We start from the raw sequence: 17,479 nt of genomic DNA, 5'->3' as shown, positions 1-17,479 counted from the left end.
ACTTGAAGGACGTCAAAGTCTGGAAACGAGCACTCATCCTCGGCGTGCGACCCTGCACCGACCAACCGGGGCGGCTGGAATCACCCGGGCCACGGAACGTAATTGGCCCGGCCTTCCCAGGAGCCGTGCTCGGACAGCGGCTTGAAGCGCAGCGTGGTGAATTCCCGGTGGAAATCCCGGCGCTCGCGTTCATTCATCGCTTCGGCATGTCGGCGGGCTGCACCGCCATCATCGCGGCCAAACACCATCCCCGTCATCGCCCGGGTGCTGGTCCAGATCGAGAACGTTGAAACGGTCCGCGGCAGTCGGATGGCCGCCATGGCGAGCGTTGCTTCGGGATGGTCCCGGATCTGACGCTCGACGGGGCGGCCCCAGTGGATAAACCGGGGCAGCTCGGGCAGGCGCATGCGGGCCAATGTCACGGCAACCACGGGCTCATCCAGTTCAAGGCGCCCTGCCGTCTCCGGCAACGGGGCCAGCTCGCGCACTTCACCCCAACGGCGCACGAACTCGAGCCTGACGTGCCAGCCCTCGTTCAATTTTCGGCCGAACCGGTGCCGGGCAAGAAAAACAACGAGGGCCGGTTCGTCCTCCCACTGCGCGAACACCGCCACGCGCCGCAACTGCATCCGGTGCGGGGAGATCACTGCCGCTCCCAGCTGCATCCCGGCGAGCACTTCGATGTGTCTCAGGCCAGGGGCCTTCGGCGGTCGCAGGAGCCCACCGGTTGCGCTGAGCAGCGGCATGTGTGCGAGGTGGAAGGAATAGAGGCTCATCTAGCCGACACGCGCATCTGGTTCTTCATCCCCCGATCCTCACAGCGGTGACGCAGGTACGTCAAATGATCGAAGGCGATGCTCCAAGGCGAAATGGGTAGCTCCCGGACTGCGGGCCGACCGGGGCTCACAGAGGATCGCCGCATGCCAGGCGGGAGCTTGAACGGCAGGCGGCCGGGGCCGTTTGCGTTGACGTGTCCAGCACTCGCGCTGGCTGCACTCGCCGACCGGGCACGTTCCACGGCGCATCCCGACATCCCCGGGCAAGGCCTTGGAGCACAGGCAACAATGGAATGCCCTGCCATGCAGCGCAGGGCGTCCCCTCGGAACAGCCTCAGGCTGGGAAGACTAGACGGTGAAGCGGAACTCCACCACGTTCCGGTACATAACATCCTCTTGGTGACGACGCGTTGACTTCACACTCGGCCATTCCTGTTCCACAGCTGATGCGTCAGACCACTGGATGTGCTGATGGATTCGACGGTGAACCGGTCTTCCAAGCCAGCAAGGTGATCCCAGATCCGGACTCCGGAGCCGAGCACGATCGGAACGATCGCCACATGCAGGAAGTCGATGAGATCGGCCCGGAGGAATTCGCTCACGGTCGTGGGCCCGCCACCGATCCGAACATCCAACCCGCCGGCAGCATCCTGCGCCAGAGCCAGCGCCTTCTCCGGCGACGCATCCACGAAGTGGAAGCTGGTGCCGTTGGCGAACTCGAGTGTCTTGCGGGGATAGTGGGTCAGGATGAACACCGGAGTGAGGAAGGGCGGTTCGTCTCCCCACCATCCTTCCCAGCCGTCGTCGGGCCATTCGCCGGACTGCGGACCGAATTTTCGACGGCCCATGATCTCCGCCCCGATGCCCTGGCCCCACATGCTGAACATGGCCCGGTCCACGGTCACGGGGTCGTCGGTGCCATGAACGCCATGAATGACCCGTCCGTCGAACTTGCCGAAAAGGGCCTTGGCTCCGCCGATCGGCTCCTCGAGCGTCACGTAGTCCCCTGCGGCATATCCGTCCGAGGAAACGAGCAGGTTGTGTACTCGCGTCCGAACCATGAGAACTCCCTGTGTGATAGGAACCTGGAAACGTTTGAACCATAGCCCAGAGTGAATTCCCACCGCAATCGTTTTGGAGGTCACGTGGCCAGGACCATTTCAGATCAATACCGGGATGCAAGGGTTGATGTGGTCTTCCGCAGCGGTCCACGAGTCGGGGTTTCCCCTCTCATTGCCATTGGCTCTGATTGGCCATCGGGTTGGTGGCACTCGGCTTCCGGGCTGGGTTCGTCGACTGCGGGTGGTTAGCCCGGATTTTTCATGTGATGCCGGTGGGCCGCTGGATCCATGGTTTTCCCGGATTCGGCGGCCCGACCGGTTTCCGGGCACGGCAAGAAGACCTGCCACCGGTCCGGGCGTCGGGTTCCACTCCCGAAAAGGGCTTGTTCTTTCTCTCGAAGGGGGTTCTCGCGGCATGGGTCCTTATGCCGCGAGGTGCCCTTGCCGCCAGCGCTGGCGCAGACGGGCGGTCCCATCCAGGAGCGCGATCAGCAGCGGCGATTCGGGTGCGGATTGCGGGATCAGCAGCCGTTTCCGCCGGGCGCTGCTGATGATTTTCCCGGCGATCGAAAACAGCCGGTAACGCCAGCGTTTCATGTCCCAGGCCCCGGCCGTGTGGTCCGTGGGCAGGATCGCCAACGGCATCCACGCCACGAGGTTCATGGCGAGCACCGCGAGGTCAGTCCACAGCTGGTTCGCCGAGATCCCGAAGAAGGGCAGCTTCCCCATACCGCTGTTCTTGAGCGTCTTGATGCGGTTTTCGCACCGCCCGCGGGCCCGGTGCCGGGCGTCCAAAAACGCGACGTTCCAGCGCGGGGCGTTGGTGAGGAACGCGGTCACCCGGTGCCCGTCCACGTCGAACAGGCTGGCCTGCGCCCCGGGATGCAACGGCTCGGCACGGAGGTACAGGCGCGTTCCTGGCGGGTAATCCTTCAGTTTTATGACCCGGGTTGCGTCGATGACCCAGGCGTCGCGGCGTTCGTACCCGTCCTGCTCCACGACCCGCTCCCACAGGGTCTTGTCGTTGATCCAGTGGATGAACCGCTCGTTGGGGACCGGCAGGGCGTAGGAGGTGGAGAACTGCAGCCCCCTGTCGTGCAGGTGGTGCAGGAACTCGCGGCTGGCCCCGGCGCTGTCGGTGCGCACCAGGATCTTCTCGGCGGCCAGTTCCCCCTGCTGGTCGCGCATCGCATCGGGGAGCTGGTCCAGGGCCTTGTCGAGCACGCGGATGTGGTCCGTTGCCGAGTTAGCGCCCTTGTTGCCGGCCCGCAGTTCCGCGACAAGGACCTCGCCGTTGCCGTTGCTCCTGCCGTAGTCGAGGCTGGCGACGAAGGGGGCGTGACCGAACCCGCCCTTGAAGTCGCCTGCGGCCCATTCCTTCTCGGAGTGGGAATTCACCAGGGTCGCGTCCAGATCGATGTTCAGCGGGTCCAGCCTAGTGGCCAGGATGGCGGGGTTCCGTGGGCCGGAGGCTTCCCAGATCCTGGAGCGCAGGGCCTTGGTGAGGGTGGCGAAGCCGTGGGCGTAGGCCTCCGGTGATTCGGCGGCACGCGCCACGAACCTGGACACGGTCGCGTTCGAGGGCGTCGGGCCGAACAAGCCGGGGCTGTCGCGCAGGGTGTCGAGGTCAGTGACGTGTTCCCCGCCACCGGCGAGCATCACCGCCAGTGGGCCCAGGATCCCGCCGGGCCGGTGGATGGCCTGTTCGGGGACGAACTGGGAGAGCCGGTCCTCGCACAGGGCACCGAAGCCGGTCGCGTCCAGGAAGGAGGTGAGCACGTTCAGCCCGGCGTGGGAGACCAGCGACTGGCCGGTCAGGGTTGCGGGAACGGCGGGGAAAACACGGGTATCGTTAAGCATCGAAAAGGTGAGTCCTGATCTGGTGGAATATAAGGTGTGGTACCTCTATTTTCCCAGATCAGCTCACCTTTTCCTCGTTAAAGACGCTTAATGACAACCCATCCCATGAAAACGCCGGGTTAGGCTGGGTGGATGGCGACAGTTATTCTCGTGCGGCACGGCCGCTCCACAGCAAATGCCAATGGAGTGCTGGCTGGCCGGACCCCCGGCGTCAGCCTGGACCAGATCGGGCGGGAGCAAGCGGCCTTGGCAGGAGAGCGGCTGGCGTCCGTGCCTTTGGCCGGGGTGGTGTCGAGCCCTCTTGAACGTTGTCAGCAGACCGCCCAGTTCATCCTCGATCGCCAGGCTACAGCGCCGTATGCGCCCGTTGATCCCGATCTCACCGAGTGCAATTACGGCCAGTGGCAGGGCCGCACGCTTACCGATCTCGCGACCGAGGATTTGTGGCGGGTTGTCCAGTCGCAGCCCTCTGCCGTCGTCTTTCCGGGCGGTGAATCCATGGCCGCGATGCAGGCGCGGTCGGTGGCGGCGATCCGGCGCCACGATGCAGCATTCGAAGCCGAGTACGGGCCAGGGGCTGTGTGGGCAGCGGTGAGTCACGGGGATGTCATCAAGTCGATCCTCGCCGATGCGCTCGGCATGCACCTTGATATGTTCCAGCGCATCAACGTGGGTCCGGCCTCCATCTCGATTGTGCACTACGGCGCCAGTCGGCCGAGCGTCTATGCGACCAACACCGATGCGGGTGACCTGTCATGGCTGGCGAACGACATCAACACTGGCGATGCGCCGGTGGGCGGCGGTGCGGGGCACAAGGCGCCGTGAACCTCCTTGGCCTAGAATACTGACATGTCTGCACGTATTCACGAGTTTGCTTGGCCTGATCGGGTCGTCGTCGGCACCATCGGACTTCCGGGGTCGCGCACGTTTTACCTGCAGGTGCGCGCAGGGGCGCAGGTTGTGAGTATTGCCATGGAGAAGCAGCAGTCCGCTCTGCTCGCGGAGAAGATCGACGAAATTCTCGACGAGCTCATCACCCTCGAGGGCAACCCCTTCAGCGTACCGACCGGTACTCCCATCGAACTTGTCGACAATGACCCCCTCGAAGCCGTCCAGGAGCAGTTTCGCACCGGGGCCATGAGCTTGGGGTGGGACCCAACCACGGCCCAGCTCGTCATTGAGGCCCATCCTCTCCCCTCTGACGATCCCGAGGACAACGACGAATCGCTTCATGAGGACCCGACTGACGACCCCGAAATGCTGCGCGTGAGAATGCCGGTCGGCACCGCTCGCGCGTTCACCAAGCGCACCCGCGAGATCGTGGGTGCCGGGCGTCCGATGTGCCCGCTGTGCGGTTATCCCATGGACGCAGACGGACACACCTGCACCTTTTCCGAGTCCTGATGCCGGCCCCGGACCTCCTGACCGCCGAGCTGAGACTCACCGGACGTATCACGACGGCTTCAAACGCCACTTTTCTCGGCAGCATCGGCGACGTGCCGGTCGTCTACAAGCCGATAGCCGGCGAAAGTCCGCTCTGGGATTTTCCCCAGGGAAGACTGGCCCACCGGGAGGTCGCCGCCTACCTGATATCGCAGGCCTTCGGCTGGGACGTCGTGCCACACACCTGGCTGCGCGATGGGCCGTTGGGTGAAGGAATGGTGCAGCTCTGGCAGGAGCAAGATCCTGCCCAATACGCCGTGAATCTGGTCGCGGCTGAGAACGTGCCGGAAAAAGGTTGGAAACAAGTTCTGCAGGGACAAGATCAGAACGGAGGGATGGTCGCCCTCATTCACGAAGACTCGCCAGAGCTCAGGCGCATGGCGGTGTTCGACATCGTCGTCAACAACGCCGACCGCAAAGGCGACCACATCCTTGCCATGGCCGACGGTCACCGACACGGCGTGGACCACGGGCTCACCTTTCACCGTGACCACAAGCTGCGCACGGTCCTGTGGGGATGGCAGGGTGAGGCCTTAACCACCGAGGAAGCAGAAGGCATAGACCGTGTCAGCGAAGGACTGCATGGTTCCCTGGGCCAAGACCTGGCGGACTTGCTCAGCGCCGAAGAAATCGCAGTGCTTGCCGCGCGCTGCGCCCGCTTGCGCCTGGCCGGACGGTTTCCGGCTCCTAGCGGTGAGATGCCAGCGGTGCCCTGGCCGCTGTTCTAAGGGAATTACGTTTCCTGGCTTCGCTGTCGGTATCGCGTTGTATGGTTTCCTAAAAGGACGCGCCCGCGGAGCGGATCCCACACCAGGGTAAGACGTGCCTTGTTTTTTCCAGAGGTTGGCTTCCGGCAAACGGAGTTCGGTGCCAATCACGCCAGCAGTTACTTGTAGGGCGAAACTCGATCGTGTTTCGCAGCCAGCAATCCTCCGAAATATTGCTCCCGTTTTGAGGGAGCCACTGAATAGGACCAAGCGAATACGCTGACGCATCGCCTGCATTTCCCGAACTCCTCCGTGGTCTCGACGATGCGTCGCTCTGCACGCCACCACTCGGCAGGACCTATTCCTCGCGTCCGGCGAAAGTCGCGTCCCTCCAGAGCCGTACCGGACAGTTATCGCTATCGCCGCAACATTGTTCACTATGATCTCGGGATGCCGGACCACCCCCGGGTGGAGATCGCAGTTTGTACGAACCCCTCGTCTTCACGTCACCGCACGTAGAACTCCGAGAACCGCAGCTACTTCAACCGAATTTGGCTATCGCCGGCAAGCAAGCTCGCCTGCGACGGCTGAATTCGGAATACTCACGCCTTGAGAACGTAACGCAATATCTCTACTACCTGGTCGGTAGTCTTACACCAAGCCTGAGCTTGGGCGTCCACTTCCTTGAGCGGATGGACAATGCCTTCATCGTGAAGAGTCACATAGGGTTTGCCCAAGGCGGCGCAGTAGCCGGCATCGAAGGCTGCATTCCACTGCTTGTACTTATCCCCGAAGCGCACCACCACGAAATCACTCTTTTCGATCAGGGTGCGTGTGCGAATCGCATTGACCTTCGAGGATTGGTGATCACGCCAGAACTGGCTAGAAGTCTCACCCAAATGATCGCCGGCGGCGTCGCTCGCGGGGTGGTCAGTCACCGGCGCGGTAAAGACTATGTCCAGACCGGCAGCTTCTGCACCGCGCTGGATCTCTTCACGCCAGTCGGTGTGGATCTCGCCGGAAAGATAGACAGAGAAACTCATGGCTGAAGACTCCTATATTTGAGACGGCGGACTCGGCTGGTCCTTGAGCTCACCATCCTAATTAGTTGGGCCAGCGATATCACTGCGAGCACGTCATCTTCTGTCTTTAGTCCACGCAAGAGCGAGCTCAACTGGGAAATGGGGAGTCAAATCTTCCAACAGTTCTTCCCCGGATGGATCAGAGGAATCGGATCGCGCCCCTCAGTGGTAGCAGACGAGTTCATGATCATCCGCACCTAATTCTCTTCACATGAAGGAAACGCTCCATTGCGCATTCACTTGGACACTGCGTTACCCACAAGGCTCGCTGCCCTGGTCCGTCGATTCATTCAACGTGTTGTCCTAGATAAGCAAATGCCCCGGCTTCTTTGAAAGAAGCCGAGGCATTTGCTTATGCGTCAAGAACTAAACATTGAAGCGGAACTCCACCACGTCGCCGTCCTTCATGATGTATTCCTTGCCTTCGATGCGGGCCTTGCCGGCTGCCTTGGCAGCGGAAACCGAACCGGCCTCAACCAATTCCTCGAACCCGAAGACCTCGGCCTTGATGAAGCCGCGCTGGAAGTCGGTGTGGATGACGCCGGCTGCCTGCGGTGCGGTGGCACCCTTGGGGATGGTCCAGGCGCGGGTTTCCTTCGGGCCGGCGGTCAGGTAGGTCTGCAGGCCCAGGGTGTCGAAGCCGACACGGGCGAGCTTGTCCAGGCCGGACTCGGTGTAGCCGGCATCCTCGAGCATTTCCTCGGCTTCTTCCTCGGTCAACTCCGCAAGTTCGGACTCGAACTGCGCATCCAGGAAGATTGCCTCGGCCGGTGCAACAAGGGCGGACAGCTCTTCCTGCATCGCGGTGTTGGACAGGCCTTCTTCGTCGGTGTTGAACACGTAGATGAACGGCTTGGTGGTCATCAGCTGCAGCGGAGCCAGCTCTTCGATGTCGATGCCGGCCCCCTTGCCTGCTGCATAGAGGGTGTTGCCCTCTTCGAGGACCTTCTGCGCGGCCTTGACCACGTCGATGAACGACGCCTCGATCTTCTTGGCCCGCAGTTCCTTTTCCAGGCGCGGAAGCTGGTTTTCGATGGTCTGCAGGTCAGCGAGGATCAGCTCGGTGGCGATGGTCTCGATGTCCGAGGCCGGATCGACCTTGCCGTCGACGTGGATCACGTCGGGGTCCGAGAAGACCCGCGTCACCTGGCAGATGGCCTCGGCTTCGCGGATGTTGGCCAGGAACTTGTTGCCCAGGCCCTCACCTTCGGAGGCGCCCTTGACGATTCCGGCGATGTCCACGAAAGACACCGTTGCCGGCAGGATGCGCTCGGAACCGAAGATTCCGGCGAGCACCTTCAGGCGTGCGTCCGGCAACGGCACGACACCCACGTTGGGTTCGATGGTTGCGAACGGGTAGTTGGCCGCGAGGACCTGCGCGCGGGTAAGAGCATTGAACATTGTTGACTTGCCGACATTGGGCAGTCCGACGATTCCGATTGTAAGAGCCACGGGAATAGAGTCTACCGGGGAAAAACCGTCGGTGCTTGCTGGGATGATTTGCCCATGGATGCCTTGGTCTGGGTGGCGGCCCTTTGCTCGCTGGTTGTTGGGTTCGTCTTGGGTGTCGCGGCGTGGTGGTACGTGAACCGGGAACCGCGTGCCGCGGCGCTTTCCGCCGCCGCGGCTGCACGCGACGAACTGGCCCGGACCGCGCAATTGCTGGCCGGCGCGCAGGCGCAGGTGGTGGAATTGCGCGACCGCGTCGCCGAGGAACGCCTGCGCGGCAGCGAGGACCAGTCCGTGCTCCATGCCCTGGCACCGGTGGCCGAGCAGCTGCGCCAGGTCAGGGCGCAGGTCTCGGTGCTGGAACGGGACCGTGTCGAACAGTTCGGGCAGCTGAGCGAGCAGCTGGTGCATGCCGCGGCCAACGATGCCGAGCTGTTGCGCACCACCGGTTCGCTGGCCGCCGCCCTGGGCAACAACGCCGTCCGCGGCACCTGGGGCGAGGCGCAATTGCGCCGCGTCGTGGAGGCCGCCGGCATGCTGGCGCACGTGGATTTTTCCGAGCAGCTGCGCACCATCGAGGGGCTGCGCCCGGACATGGTGGTGAAGCTGCCCGGGAACAAGCTGGTCGTGTTGGACGCGAAGGTGCCACTGTCCGCCTACCTGAAGGCGCAGCAGCTTTCGGCCTCCCTCGATGCACCCTCCCGGGCCCGGGCCGCGGAATTGATGAAGGAGCATGCCAAGGCGCTGCGCCTGCACGTCGATGCGCTGGCGTCCAAGTCCTACTGGAATGCGGTTGCGGGCAGCCCGGAATTGGTGGTGTGCTTCCTTCCGGCCGAGTCGTTCCTGGCCGATGCGCTGGCCGCGGACCCCTCCCTGCTGGATTACGCCTTCGGGAAGAACGTCGCCCTGGCCTCCCCCGCCACGCTGCTGGCGATGCTCAAGGGGCTGGCGTTCGCCTGGCGGCAGGAGCTGCTGACCGAGAACGCACGCGAGCTCTTCGTGCGCTCGCGCGAACTCTACGAGCGGCTCGGGACCATGGGCGGGCACGTGGCCAAGCTGGGAGCCTCGTTGCGCTCCAGCGTGGAGAGGTACAACGCGTTCGTCGGGACCCTGGAATCACGGGTGCTGCCCAGTGCCCGGCGCATCCGGGACCTGGATCCGGGGCTTGGTGCGGAACACGATCCGGCCGCCGCGTTGCATGGGCTGCCGGTCATCGAGGCGACCCCGCGCGCGCTCGGTGCCGGGGAGTTCCTCGAGCACCTGGATGACGACGGCCGGCGGGACCCGGGCGGGGATGCGGCCAGGGACGCGACGGGCGACGTGTTTGGCGACGAGGCCGGCGATGGTGCCGATGACGTGTCTGCCGACGGGCCCGCCGGTGGCCCGGTGCTGCCGTTGACGCGGCGCGAGGCCAAGAAGGGCCAGGCAAGCGGTTAAGCGGGCGTGGCGTGGGTCCCCACACGGTGGTGGGGCTCCACGCCACTGACCTGACTCGGCACCGCCGGGGTGCGCCGCAGCGCGGGGCCCGGCCGCCACGGCAGCATGGTCCCGCGGGAAGTGCCTAGCTGCTGATGTCGGACTTGGTGATGCGGCCGCCGGGCCCGCGGGAGTCGTCGCCGGCTTCCTTGAGCTTGGCGCGGATCTCCTTGGGCAGCGAGAAGAGGATGTCTTCCTGCGCGGTGGTGACTTCCTCGACGCTGCCGTAGCCGTAGTCGGCCAGCAGTGCGAGCACGTCGCGGACCAGGACCTCGGGCACCGAGGCTCCGGAGGTCACCCCGACGGTGGCCACGCCCTCGAACCAGGTCTCGTCGACCTCCGAGGCGTAGTCCACGCGGTGGGCGGCCTTCGCGCCGTATTCCAGCGCGACCTCGACCAGGCGCACGGAGTTCGAGGAGTTCGAGGAGCCGACCACGATGACCAGGTCGCTGTTCGGGGCGATGGCCTTGATCGCATCCTGGCGGTTGGTGGTCGCGTAGCAGATGTCATCGCTCGGCGGGTCCTGCAGCTTCGGGAAGCGGGCGCGCAGGCGGCGCACCGTCTCCATGGTCTCGTCCACGCTCAGCGTGGTCTGCGAGAGCCAGATCAGCTTGTCGGGGTTCTTGACCTCGATGGTGTCGGCCTCGTCGGGGTTGTTCACGATCTGCGTGTGGTCCGGCGCCTCGCCGTAGGTGCCCTCGACCTCTTCGTGGCCTTCGTGCCCGATCAGCAGGATCTCGTAGTCCTCGCGGGCGAAGCGCACCGCTTCCTTGTGGACCTTGGTCACCAGCGGGCAGGTGGCGTCGATGGTGCGCAGGTTGCGGTCGGCGGCGGACTGCACGACGGCCGGGGAGACGCCGTGGGCGGAGAAGACGACCAGGGCACCCTCGGGGACTTCCTCGTTTTCCTCCACGAAGATCGCCCCGCGTGCCTCGAGGGTGGAGACCACGTGGAGGTTGTGCACGATCTGCTTGCGGACGTAGACCGGTGCTCCGTAGTGCTCCAACGCCTTTTCCACCGCGATGACGGCCCGGTCGACGCCGGCGCAGTAGCCGCGCGGGGCGGCCAGCAACACGTGGCGTTCCCCGCTCACGGGTGCCGCGGCGGCGATTTCTGCCGGGGAGCGACGGGAGCGCGGGATGGTGGGCATCGGAAGGGAGACCTGAACGGTGGAACTGGTAGCCATGTCTCCAAGTCTACGATGGCGCACAAAATCCGCGGGCGGCTTTCCGCCACCGGCCTAGCCGCGCGGACCGTCGTCCGCAGTGCGCGAGGCCAGCCACGCCCATCCGGCGCCGGCGAGCACGACGACGATGCCGCCGATGACAAGGATCGTGGTGGCCGCACCGAACTCCCCCGCCACCCCGGCCACGAGCCTGTCGGTGACCAGGGTCTGCAGGCTGGCTGCCCTGTCCTCGGTACCGGCGGAGCCCAGGGACCCGACCCACAGGCGGGTGGCTGTGCCCAGCAACAGGGCCGCGGCCCCGCCGGCGAGCAGTGCCCAGGGGCGTGCGCTTCGGGTGGCAAGCAGCATCCCGGCCGCCGCAGCCGGCACCGCCCCGCCGAGCATCCAGACCCAACCGCGTGCCAGCGACAGCCAGTTGTCCAGGGTTGCGGTGGGCAGCTGGTCCGCCCTCGGCCACCCGGTGTCAAGGACCACCGGAGTGGTGGGGATCGCTTCGGGAAGCACGGCACCGAGTGCGGAGCCCTGCAGGGACGCGTGCAAGGTCCTGTAGCCGGAGCCCAGCAACGGGGCGATGTCCAGGTGCAGGGTGACTTGTTCGACTCCCTCGGGGTTTTCCGCCCCGGGGTCCTTCGCCGCCCGCAGCCGTGCGGTGAAGTCGGCGCGGGTTGCCTCGATGGTCGCGTCCCATGCGGGCCGGAAGGACGGGTCATCGAGCAGGGCGCCGCCGGCGGTGGCGATCGCGTTTTCCAGCGGGCCGGCCAGGATCTGCGGAACGGCCGTTTGGGCGGTGATGCGGGCCGCGAGTTCGGTGCCGAGCGTGCCGGGCAGCACCCGGCGCAGCTCGGGGTCCGAGGCCAGCGGGCCAAGGATCCCCTGCAGCGGGCCGGGCGTGTCCGCCAGGCGGGCTGCGGCGGATCCGAGCATGGCCCCGGATCCCAGCAGCACGGCAAGGACCATCAGGACGATCGCGGTGATGTTGCGGGTGGTGGTTCGCATGGCTGTGGCGCTCCTGGTGGTCTTCCGGTCGGCCCCGGGGGGCGGTGTTTCCCCGCCGTCTGCGTTTTGTCCCACGTTACTGCTTGAATAGGTGTTGGTGTGGTTTCGAAAGCCGGTGCCGCCGCACATCCCGGCAGCCCGGCAACCCGCCCCTGCAGACCCGGCGGCAAGGAAGGCCCAGCACACGTGGAGCAAGCACAGAAGCAAGACGGTTCGCTGCCGCGCACCGCCGCTGCGACCTCGCCCGAGAATCCCTGGCCGCTGCGCGTGCTCAGCGAGAAGCTCAAGGCGCACATCGAGAACTCCCCCGAGTCCTGGGTGGAGGGCCAGCTGCTGGAGGCCAACATCCGCAACGGGCACGCCTACCTCACGCTGCGCGACGTGGACGTCGACTACTCGTTCTCGGTGACGGTGTGGGCCTCGGTGCTGCGCTCGCTGGACACGGCCCCCGAGGTCGGCTCCCGGGTGGTGGCGCGGGTCAAGCCCAGCTTCTACGCCAAGACCGGCCGGCTCTCGCTGAACGCCTTCGACCTGCGCCCGGTGGGCCTGGGCGACCTGCTGGCCCGCCTGGAGCGGCTGCGCCGGGCCTTGTTCGACGAGGGCCTCTTCGACCCGGCACGCAAGCTGCCGCTGCCGCTGTTGCCGAACCGGATCGGGCTGATCACCGGCAGGGACTCGGACGCGGAAAAGGACGTGGTCCGCAACGCCTCGCTGCGCTGGCCGGCGGTGGCCTTCGACATCCGCAACACCGCGGTGCAGGGCGTCAACGCGGTGTCCGAGGTGATGGCCGCGCTGCGCGAGCTCGATGCGAACCCGGACGTCGATGTGATCATCATCGCCCGCGGCGGCGGCGCGCTGGAGGACCTGCTCCCGTTCAGCTCCGAGGACCTGGTGCGCGCCGTCGCAGCATGCACCACCCCGGTCATCTCCGCCATCGGCCACGAGGCGGACCGCCCGATCCTCGACGACGTGGCCGACGTGCGCGCCTCCACCCCCACCGATGCCGCCAAGCGCGTGGTGCCGGACCTGGCCGAGGAGCTGGCCAACCTGGCGATGGCGCGGAACCGGCTGGATCGGGCCGTGCGGGCGAACGTGGAGCGCGAGACCCAGCGCATCGCCTCGCTGCGGGCCCGCCCGGTGCTGGCCAACCCCTGGACCATCATCGAGGGGCGCCGCGAGGACGTGGTGCGCCTGGGCCAGCGCAGCACCCTGGCGATGCGTGCGGCACTGGCGCGCGGCCACGATTCCATCGGGCACCTGCGCGCCCAGGTGCGCGCGCTTTCCCCGCAGCAGACCCTGGACCGCGGCTATGCGGTGGTGCAGCTCGAGGACGGCGGCATCGTCCGCTCCGCCGAGGATGCACCGGCGGGCAGCGGGATCCAGGTGCGCCTGGCCCGCGGACGCCTGGCCGCAACCGTCACCAACAGCCAATCCCCGGAAGAAGGATGAACCCCATGAACACCGAAGCAGCAAACACCGACATCGCCACGCTGAGCTACGAGCAGGCCCGGGAGGAGCTGGTGGCCGTGGTCGCGCAGCTCGAGGCCGGGGCCGCGACCCTGGAGCAGTCCCTGGGATTGTGGGAGCGCGGCGAGGCGCTGGCAGCCCGCTGCGAGGCCTGGCTGCAGGGCGCCACCGCGCGCCTGGATGCCGCCCGCGAGCCCAACGGGCCTTCGTCGCCCGCATCGTCCGCATCCTGAACGGGTCCCGGCGACGGGGGGTCCCGGGCCCGACCGGGCCGCCGGGTCCTGACCGGGCACTATCCCTCCGCCCCCCGGATTCGGCGCCGGCGCAGGTCCGGATGGCAACCGGCGCGCCCAGGCCGCTCGCCAGTTGGCGGCACTTGCCGGGAAGCGGCGCGCGCTAGGAGTCCCGGCGCCGGGCTCCGGCTCACCGAAGGTGGGGTCCGGGACTGAATGGCCCCAACGTTGGCCGCGGGGAGGATTCAACAGGCAGGGGCGCGCTGTGTGGAAACGAAATCACGGACGGGGCGATCCCGGAAACCATCACGCGCAGACAAAGCCCACCGGTCTTGGTACTCTGTGATCACCGCACAGGTTTGCGGTGATCGGAACTGCGGATTTGGAAGGGCGTCACCCGTGAGCATCCCCTTGAACCAGGTACCCGCGCATCGCGTCAACGGCTCGGCACCTTCCAGGACAAACCCGCTTGCCATCGCCGCATTCGCGACGTCGTTCTTTATCGGCATAACGGGCGTCATTTTGGGGCATATCGCCCTGCACCAGATCAAGAGAACTGGCGAAGACGGCCGTTGGCTGGCGATTTCGGCGCTGGTCATCGGCTACTTAGCCACGGTGCTCTTCGCTTATTTCCTCGCCAGTCTCCTGTCGGCGACCTCCTGACACCCCGGATCCAGCCCGGCGTCACGGCCCGTACCTCGTTCTACCCGCGAACGTCGGCTGGGAAGGTTTGGGTTCTTCCGGGATCCCGCTTCCGCGACGGTTCCGCTACCCGGTCCTGCGGTAGCCCCGGTTGAGCAGGCCGCCGATCATTCCCGCCACCGCAGCCGGCAGGGCGACCACGGCTACGAGATGCCGGAGTAAGGTGTACGGCTCCACCAAGGCGACTCCCCCAACCAGCACAGCAGGGGCCGCAACGCACGCGGTGACCCAGTGCGGATGACCTCGTAGGAACGAGCAGAGCGCTGCTGTCAACGAGGCCGCGGAGCCGCCTAGCAGGTAGCGGCTGCCGACGATGGCGTCCTCCTCAAGTCCAGGCACGGGGAGATACCCGATGAACGTTGACACCCACAGACCCTTGGCCATTAGGGCAATGGATGTCACCACCAGCAGGGCCCAGAGGATCGCGCCCAGCCACCCCCGGCGCTGAATGGAAGGCCGGTCCCGGCTCATCGCTTCTGCTCCGCTCCCTGTCATCGGACAAACTTGAACGTTGCCCGGTGTGAGCTGCCGTCGTCCATGGTCAGGTCAAACGTCCGGCAGGTCCCTGCCCAGCTGGTCTCGGTTTTCCACACGTAGTTGTACGTCTTGGACTCCGCGTCATAGCTAAGGGAGCTTGCTCCGGCTGTCGACGCGGCCTCCACAGCGCTCACAGGCGCGTCGGCCGGACACGTTACGCGGACGGAGGTGGGCGACCCCTTCGAGATGACGTCCAGGCCGAAATCTCCGCCGAGCCCGAACTTCATAGGGATGGCGCGCCCCGCCTTGACTTCACTAATGGCTGGCTCCGGCGCCACCGGCTTGAAGAATCCGGTGAAGGTGTAGTTGGAAATGGTGACCACGTGGTCTGCAGAGGCGAAATCCTCTCCCCCGGCGTTGTCCTTGATGGCCAGCGTCGTCAGATATCTACCCGCGGCCTTATATGTGTGGGCCACCTTGCTGCCAGTGGCTGAAGTGCCGTCACCGAATTCCCACAGGTAGTCGATAACGTTGCCGTCAACGTCCGTGCTGGCCGCCGCGTCGACGGTAACGGTCCGACCATCCTGGCTCAGGCTAAACCGGGCCACGGGGTCTTTGTTGTCCGGAGGGGTATGCCAGACGGTCAGGCGGGTCTGCTCACCCTGGGGAGCAACTTGAGCTCCGTAGAGTGTTGCCGTCCATGTCCCTGGCTCGCTTGTGGTCAAGCGATAGCTTTCGAATGTGGGGCCCACTTCGTGCTGGACATCGGCGCTATTGACGTCACGGTCAATCACGCGGCCCGACGGTGAAGTCAAGGTCAGGACAACGTCGCTTCCGGGCCACTGCGTGGAGATGCCCAAAGGCTCCCCTGATGACTCGAAGGTCGTCTTGATGGTCTGCCCCGGAAGGACGTTGTAGTACGTACCGGGATCCGGGGAGGTCAACGAATCAGTCAACGTGCCGGTGATCAGCTCATGACCGAAGGCGTTCGGGTGGAATGACTCCGGGTCGCCCAATCCGACGAGGCCGTTGAGGAAGTGGTCTTTCGAGGGGCCGCACAGCTCATGGCCCTTCGGGGTCTCGTAGATGTCCGCGTACTGCAGACCCAAGCTCCCGGCCTGGTTGCTGATCAAGCCGTTTAGCTTCCGGATATTCGAGTCGATCCAGCGCTGATCTGCCATTCGGAAGCCGCCGCAATAGTCCTTGGAAGAGTCGTTGTTGTTGCCTCCTTCCACAAAGAACCGGGGATACCCAAGGATTACGACTCGCGCAAACGGGGCACGCCGGCGCACCTCCCTGTATGCCTTGCCAAGCTTGTCGTCGCTTACCAGGGAGTCGTAACTCGCCTGCAAGGTGTCACCGAGATCCTCTTCACAGCTGGATTCTGCAAATGGGTTGAATGCATCGCCGATGGATGATGTGAAGCAGTCATTGAGGATGGGCCCAAACCCGAGGTCGTTGCCGCCCACGCCAATGGTGACCAGTTTGGTGCTGCTGTCCAGCCTGTCGAGCTGGGCGGTGCCGTCGGTGTACGGAGGCCCTGAGGATGAAACAGTCAATGCGAGATCGTCGGTAGTGGCGCCGCTGCAGGCCCCGAAATCCAAATCGAGGGCAACTGTGCCATTATCTACAAGGCGTTTCGGGTAGGCCATTGCTGAGCGGTGGCATTTGTTCCCCGGCACATCCGTCAGGGGCAGGTATTCGTAGGCGCCCTCACCGGACTGGAAGGAGTCGCCCAGTGCGACGTAGCGGGTCAGTGGGGCGTTACCTCCACGAACGCGGAAGATATGGCGCCCTGGGATAGTGCTGTCGGTGCTGGTTTTCGCGAGCCCGGTAGGGCTGGAATCAAGGAACGCACCGTTGGTGAGCGAACCGGCGATCTGGTATGAGCTGCCGTCCCTCTCGCTGCCGTTGGAGAACCCGGCCGAGGCTGAGGTTCCGCCGAGGCCGCCGACGCCACCGCTGGCGGAACCGGCTTCCCACTGTACTTTGTCGTAGTTGAAGACGATGTCGAAGTCACCGGGGTTCTTGGAGTCTTCCCTGTTGACCAGGAGCATTTGGAAGCTGTTGAGCTTGTCCGTTTGGCGCGAGTAGTAGCCGACGTTGATCCAGTTCACGCAGAACGCTCGGTGGCCTTCATAAGTGGTTTCACCCCAGCCGTATGTGACCGGTTGGGAACCTTCGCCGCGGGTGTCTACGTCCGCGAAAAACGGCGCGATGATTTGGGATTTGGTGCCTGCAAGTCCAAATGGCGTGTATGTGGAGAGGGGTCCGTCGAAGGTGACGTTGCCGTTGTTGTTCACCCATAGGCTCTGGAATGACGATCCGTAGAAGTTGACGCCGAACGGCAGAGGGACGTGTGGGGATGATGAGTCATCGTTGGCGGTGAGGACATTCTCGTTGCAGTCAGCGGTGTTGATCACCGCTCCCTGGGTCTCTGGTGCCGCTTGAGCCACGACAGGCTGAGCAGCGAGTGCTGCGGCCAAGGCTATGGCTGATACTTTTCCCCACGTACGACTAGGCATTTTTCGCATTCCCCCCGATACACGATGACGAGTCCAAAC

At 65.0% G+C, this 17,479-nt stretch carries 16 protein-coding genes; 7 read left to right on the top strand and 9 right to left on the bottom strand.

The features are described from left to right. Positions 1–80 precede the first annotated feature (80 nt). The 3 genes from JOF46_RS10260 to JOF46_RS10250 all read right to left on the bottom strand — a co-directional run bounded on the left by JOF46_RS10260 (position 81) and on the right by JOF46_RS10250 (position 3,697). Positions 81–746 carry a hypothetical protein gene (locus JOF46_RS10260; protein ID WP_245348078.1) on the bottom strand — a complete coding sequence of 222 codons (666 nt, stop codon included), beginning with the start codon at positions 744–746 and terminating at the stop codon, positions 81–83. Between the two features lie 446 nt (positions 747–1,192). Continuing rightward, entirely contained in the window at positions 1,193–1,837 is a 645-nt protein-coding gene (locus JOF46_RS10255; protein WP_209911805.1) for a dihydrofolate reductase family protein, read from the bottom strand. Positions 1,838–2,260: 423 nt separating this feature from the next. Further along, positions 2,261–3,697 (bottom strand): IS1380 family transposase, encoded by a 1,437-nt coding sequence (locus JOF46_RS10250; RefSeq protein WP_209907203.1) that lies wholly within the window; start codon positions 3,695–3,697, stop codon positions 2,261–2,263. Positions 3,698–3,829: 132 nt separating this feature from the next. On the opposite strand from JOF46_RS10250, the gene JOF46_RS10245 reads away from it, so the two are divergent. The 3 genes from JOF46_RS10245 to JOF46_RS10235 are packed head-to-tail and all read left to right on the top strand — an operon-like array spanning position 3,830 to position 5,868. After that, complete coding sequence (locus JOF46_RS10245; protein ID WP_209907202.1) at positions 3,830–4,522, top strand: histidine phosphatase family protein; 693 nt, start codon at positions 3,830–3,832, stop codon at positions 4,520–4,522. 24 nt (positions 4,523–4,546) lie between these two features. Further along, a complete protein-coding gene (locus JOF46_RS10240) occupies positions 4,547–5,101 on the top strand; it encodes a DUF3090 domain-containing protein (protein ID WP_209907201.1) in 555 nt (184 codons plus the stop codon). Beyond that, on the top strand, positions 5,101–5,868 hold the full coding sequence (locus JOF46_RS10235; protein WP_209907200.1) for an SCO1664 family protein: 768 nt from the start codon (positions 5,101–5,103) through the stop codon (positions 5,866–5,868). The genes JOF46_RS10240 and JOF46_RS10235 overlap by 1 nt, the downstream gene beginning before the upstream one ends. 581 nt (positions 5,869–6,449) lie before the next feature. Here JOF46_RS10235 and JOF46_RS10230 read toward each other — a convergent pair. After that, positions 6,450–6,890, bottom strand: coding sequence for a YtoQ family protein (locus JOF46_RS10230; RefSeq protein ID WP_209907199.1), 441 nt, complete (start codon positions 6,888–6,890; stop codon positions 6,450–6,452). Between the two features lie 405 nt (positions 6,891–7,295). Further along, positions 7,296–8,381 (bottom strand): redox-regulated ATPase YchF, encoded by a 1,086-nt coding sequence (gene ychF, locus JOF46_RS10225; protein ID WP_209907198.1) that lies wholly within the window; start codon positions 8,379–8,381, stop codon positions 7,296–7,298. Positions 8,382–8,435: 54 nt separating this feature from the next. On the opposite strand from ychF, the gene JOF46_RS10220 reads away from it, so the two are divergent. Then, entirely contained in the window at positions 8,436–9,815 is a 1,380-nt protein-coding gene (locus JOF46_RS10220; RefSeq protein WP_209907197.1) for a DNA recombination protein RmuC, read from the top strand. A 124-nt stretch (positions 9,816–9,939) separates the two neighbouring features. On the opposite strand, the gene JOF46_RS10215 is transcribed toward JOF46_RS10220, so the two are convergent. Beyond that, positions 9,940–11,040, bottom strand: coding sequence for a 4-hydroxy-3-methylbut-2-enyl diphosphate reductase (locus JOF46_RS10215; RefSeq protein WP_209907196.1), 1,101 nt, complete (start codon positions 11,038–11,040; stop codon positions 9,940–9,942). A 54-nt stretch (positions 11,041–11,094) separates the two neighbouring features. After that, the gene (locus JOF46_RS10210) at positions 11,095–12,036 is read right to left on the bottom strand and encodes a hypothetical protein (protein WP_209907195.1); all 942 of its coding nucleotides are present in this window, start codon (positions 12,034–12,036) and stop codon (positions 11,095–11,097) included. Between the two features lie 186 nt (positions 12,037–12,222). Here JOF46_RS10210 and xseA point away from each other — a divergent pair, with 186 nt between their 5' ends. The 3 genes from xseA (at position 12,223) to JOF46_RS22205 (ending at position 14,399) form a co-directional block, all read left to right on the top strand. Continuing rightward, complete coding sequence (xseA, locus tag JOF46_RS10205) at positions 12,223–13,485, top strand: exodeoxyribonuclease VII large subunit (RefSeq protein WP_209907194.1); 1,263 nt, start codon at positions 12,223–12,225, stop codon at positions 13,483–13,485. A 5-nt stretch (positions 13,486–13,490) separates the two neighbouring features. Continuing rightward, positions 13,491–13,736 (top strand): exodeoxyribonuclease VII small subunit, encoded by a 246-nt coding sequence (locus JOF46_RS10200; protein WP_209907193.1) that lies wholly within the window; start codon positions 13,491–13,493, stop codon positions 13,734–13,736. Positions 13,737–14,135: 399 nt separating this feature from the next. Next, the gene (locus JOF46_RS22205; RefSeq protein WP_307584071.1) at positions 14,136–14,399 is read left to right on the top strand and encodes a DUF4190 domain-containing protein; all 264 of its coding nucleotides are present in this window, start codon (positions 14,136–14,138) and stop codon (positions 14,397–14,399) included. 105 nt (positions 14,400–14,504) lie between these two features. On the opposite strand, the gene JOF46_RS10190 is transcribed toward JOF46_RS22205, so the two are convergent. Continuing rightward, on the bottom strand, positions 14,505–14,933 hold the full coding sequence (locus JOF46_RS10190; RefSeq protein ID WP_245348077.1) for a hypothetical protein: 429 nt from the start codon (positions 14,931–14,933) through the stop codon (positions 14,505–14,507). Then, the gene (locus JOF46_RS10185; RefSeq protein WP_209907191.1) at positions 14,930–17,338 is read right to left on the bottom strand and encodes a PxKF domain-containing protein; all 2,409 of its coding nucleotides are present in this window, start codon (positions 17,336–17,338) and stop codon (positions 14,930–14,932) included. Before JOF46_RS10185 ends, JOF46_RS10190 begins: the two co-directional genes overlap by 4 nt. Positions 17,339–17,479: the final 141 nt, after the last annotated feature.

Source organism: Paeniglutamicibacter psychrophenolicus (assembly GCF_017876575.1).
Classification (GTDB): Bacteria; Actinomycetota; Actinomycetes; order Actinomycetales; family Micrococcaceae; genus Paeniglutamicibacter; species Paeniglutamicibacter psychrophenolicus.
The sequence above is the reverse complement of the archived record's forward strand: the minus strand, read 5'-3'. Positions and strand labels throughout refer to the sequence as shown.

Bases quoted from the DNA above. Each gene is read 5' to 3' on its own strand.
- JOF46_RS10250 (WP_209907203.1), bottom strand. From the start codon at position 3,697: ATGCTTAACGATACCCGTGTTTTCCCCGCCGTTCCCGCAACCCTGACC.
- JOF46_RS10245 (WP_209907202.1), top strand. From the start codon at position 3,830: ATGGCGACAGTTATTCTCGTGCGGCACGGCCGCTCCACAGCAAATGCC.
- JOF46_RS10215 (WP_209907196.1), bottom strand. From the start codon at position 11,040: ATGGCTACCAGTTCCACCGTTCAGGTCTCCCTTCCGATGCCCACCATC.
- JOF46_RS10190 (WP_245348077.1), bottom strand. From the start codon at position 14,933: ATGACAGGGAGCGGAGCAGAAGCGATGAGCCGGGACCGGCCTTCCATT.
- JOF46_RS10235 (WP_209907200.1), top strand. From the start codon at position 5,101: ATGCCGGCCCCGGACCTCCTGACCGCCGAGCTGAGACTCACCGGACGT.
- JOF46_RS10200 (WP_209907193.1), top strand. From the start codon at position 13,491: ATGAACACCGAAGCAGCAAACACCGACATCGCCACGCTGAGCTACGAG.
- JOF46_RS10260 (WP_245348078.1), bottom strand. From the start codon at position 746: ATGCCGCTGCTCAGCGCAACCGGTGGGCTCCTGCGACCGCCGAAGGCC.
- JOF46_RS10230 (WP_209907199.1), bottom strand. From the start codon at position 6,890: ATGAGTTTCTCTGTCTATCTTTCCGGCGAGATCCACACCGACTGGCGT.
- JOF46_RS10210 (WP_209907195.1), bottom strand. From the start codon at position 12,036: ATGCGAACCACCACCCGCAACATCACCGCGATCGTCCTGATGGTCCTT.
- JOF46_RS10255 (WP_209911805.1), bottom strand. From the start codon at position 1,837: ATGGTTCGGACGCGAGTACACAACCTGCTCGTTTCCTCGGACGGATAT.
- JOF46_RS10240 (WP_209907201.1), top strand. From the start codon at position 4,547: ATGTCTGCACGTATTCACGAGTTTGCTTGGCCTGATCGGGTCGTCGTC.
- JOF46_RS10220 (WP_209907197.1), top strand. From the start codon at position 8,436: ATGGATGCCTTGGTCTGGGTGGCGGCCCTTTGCTCGCTGGTTGTTGGG.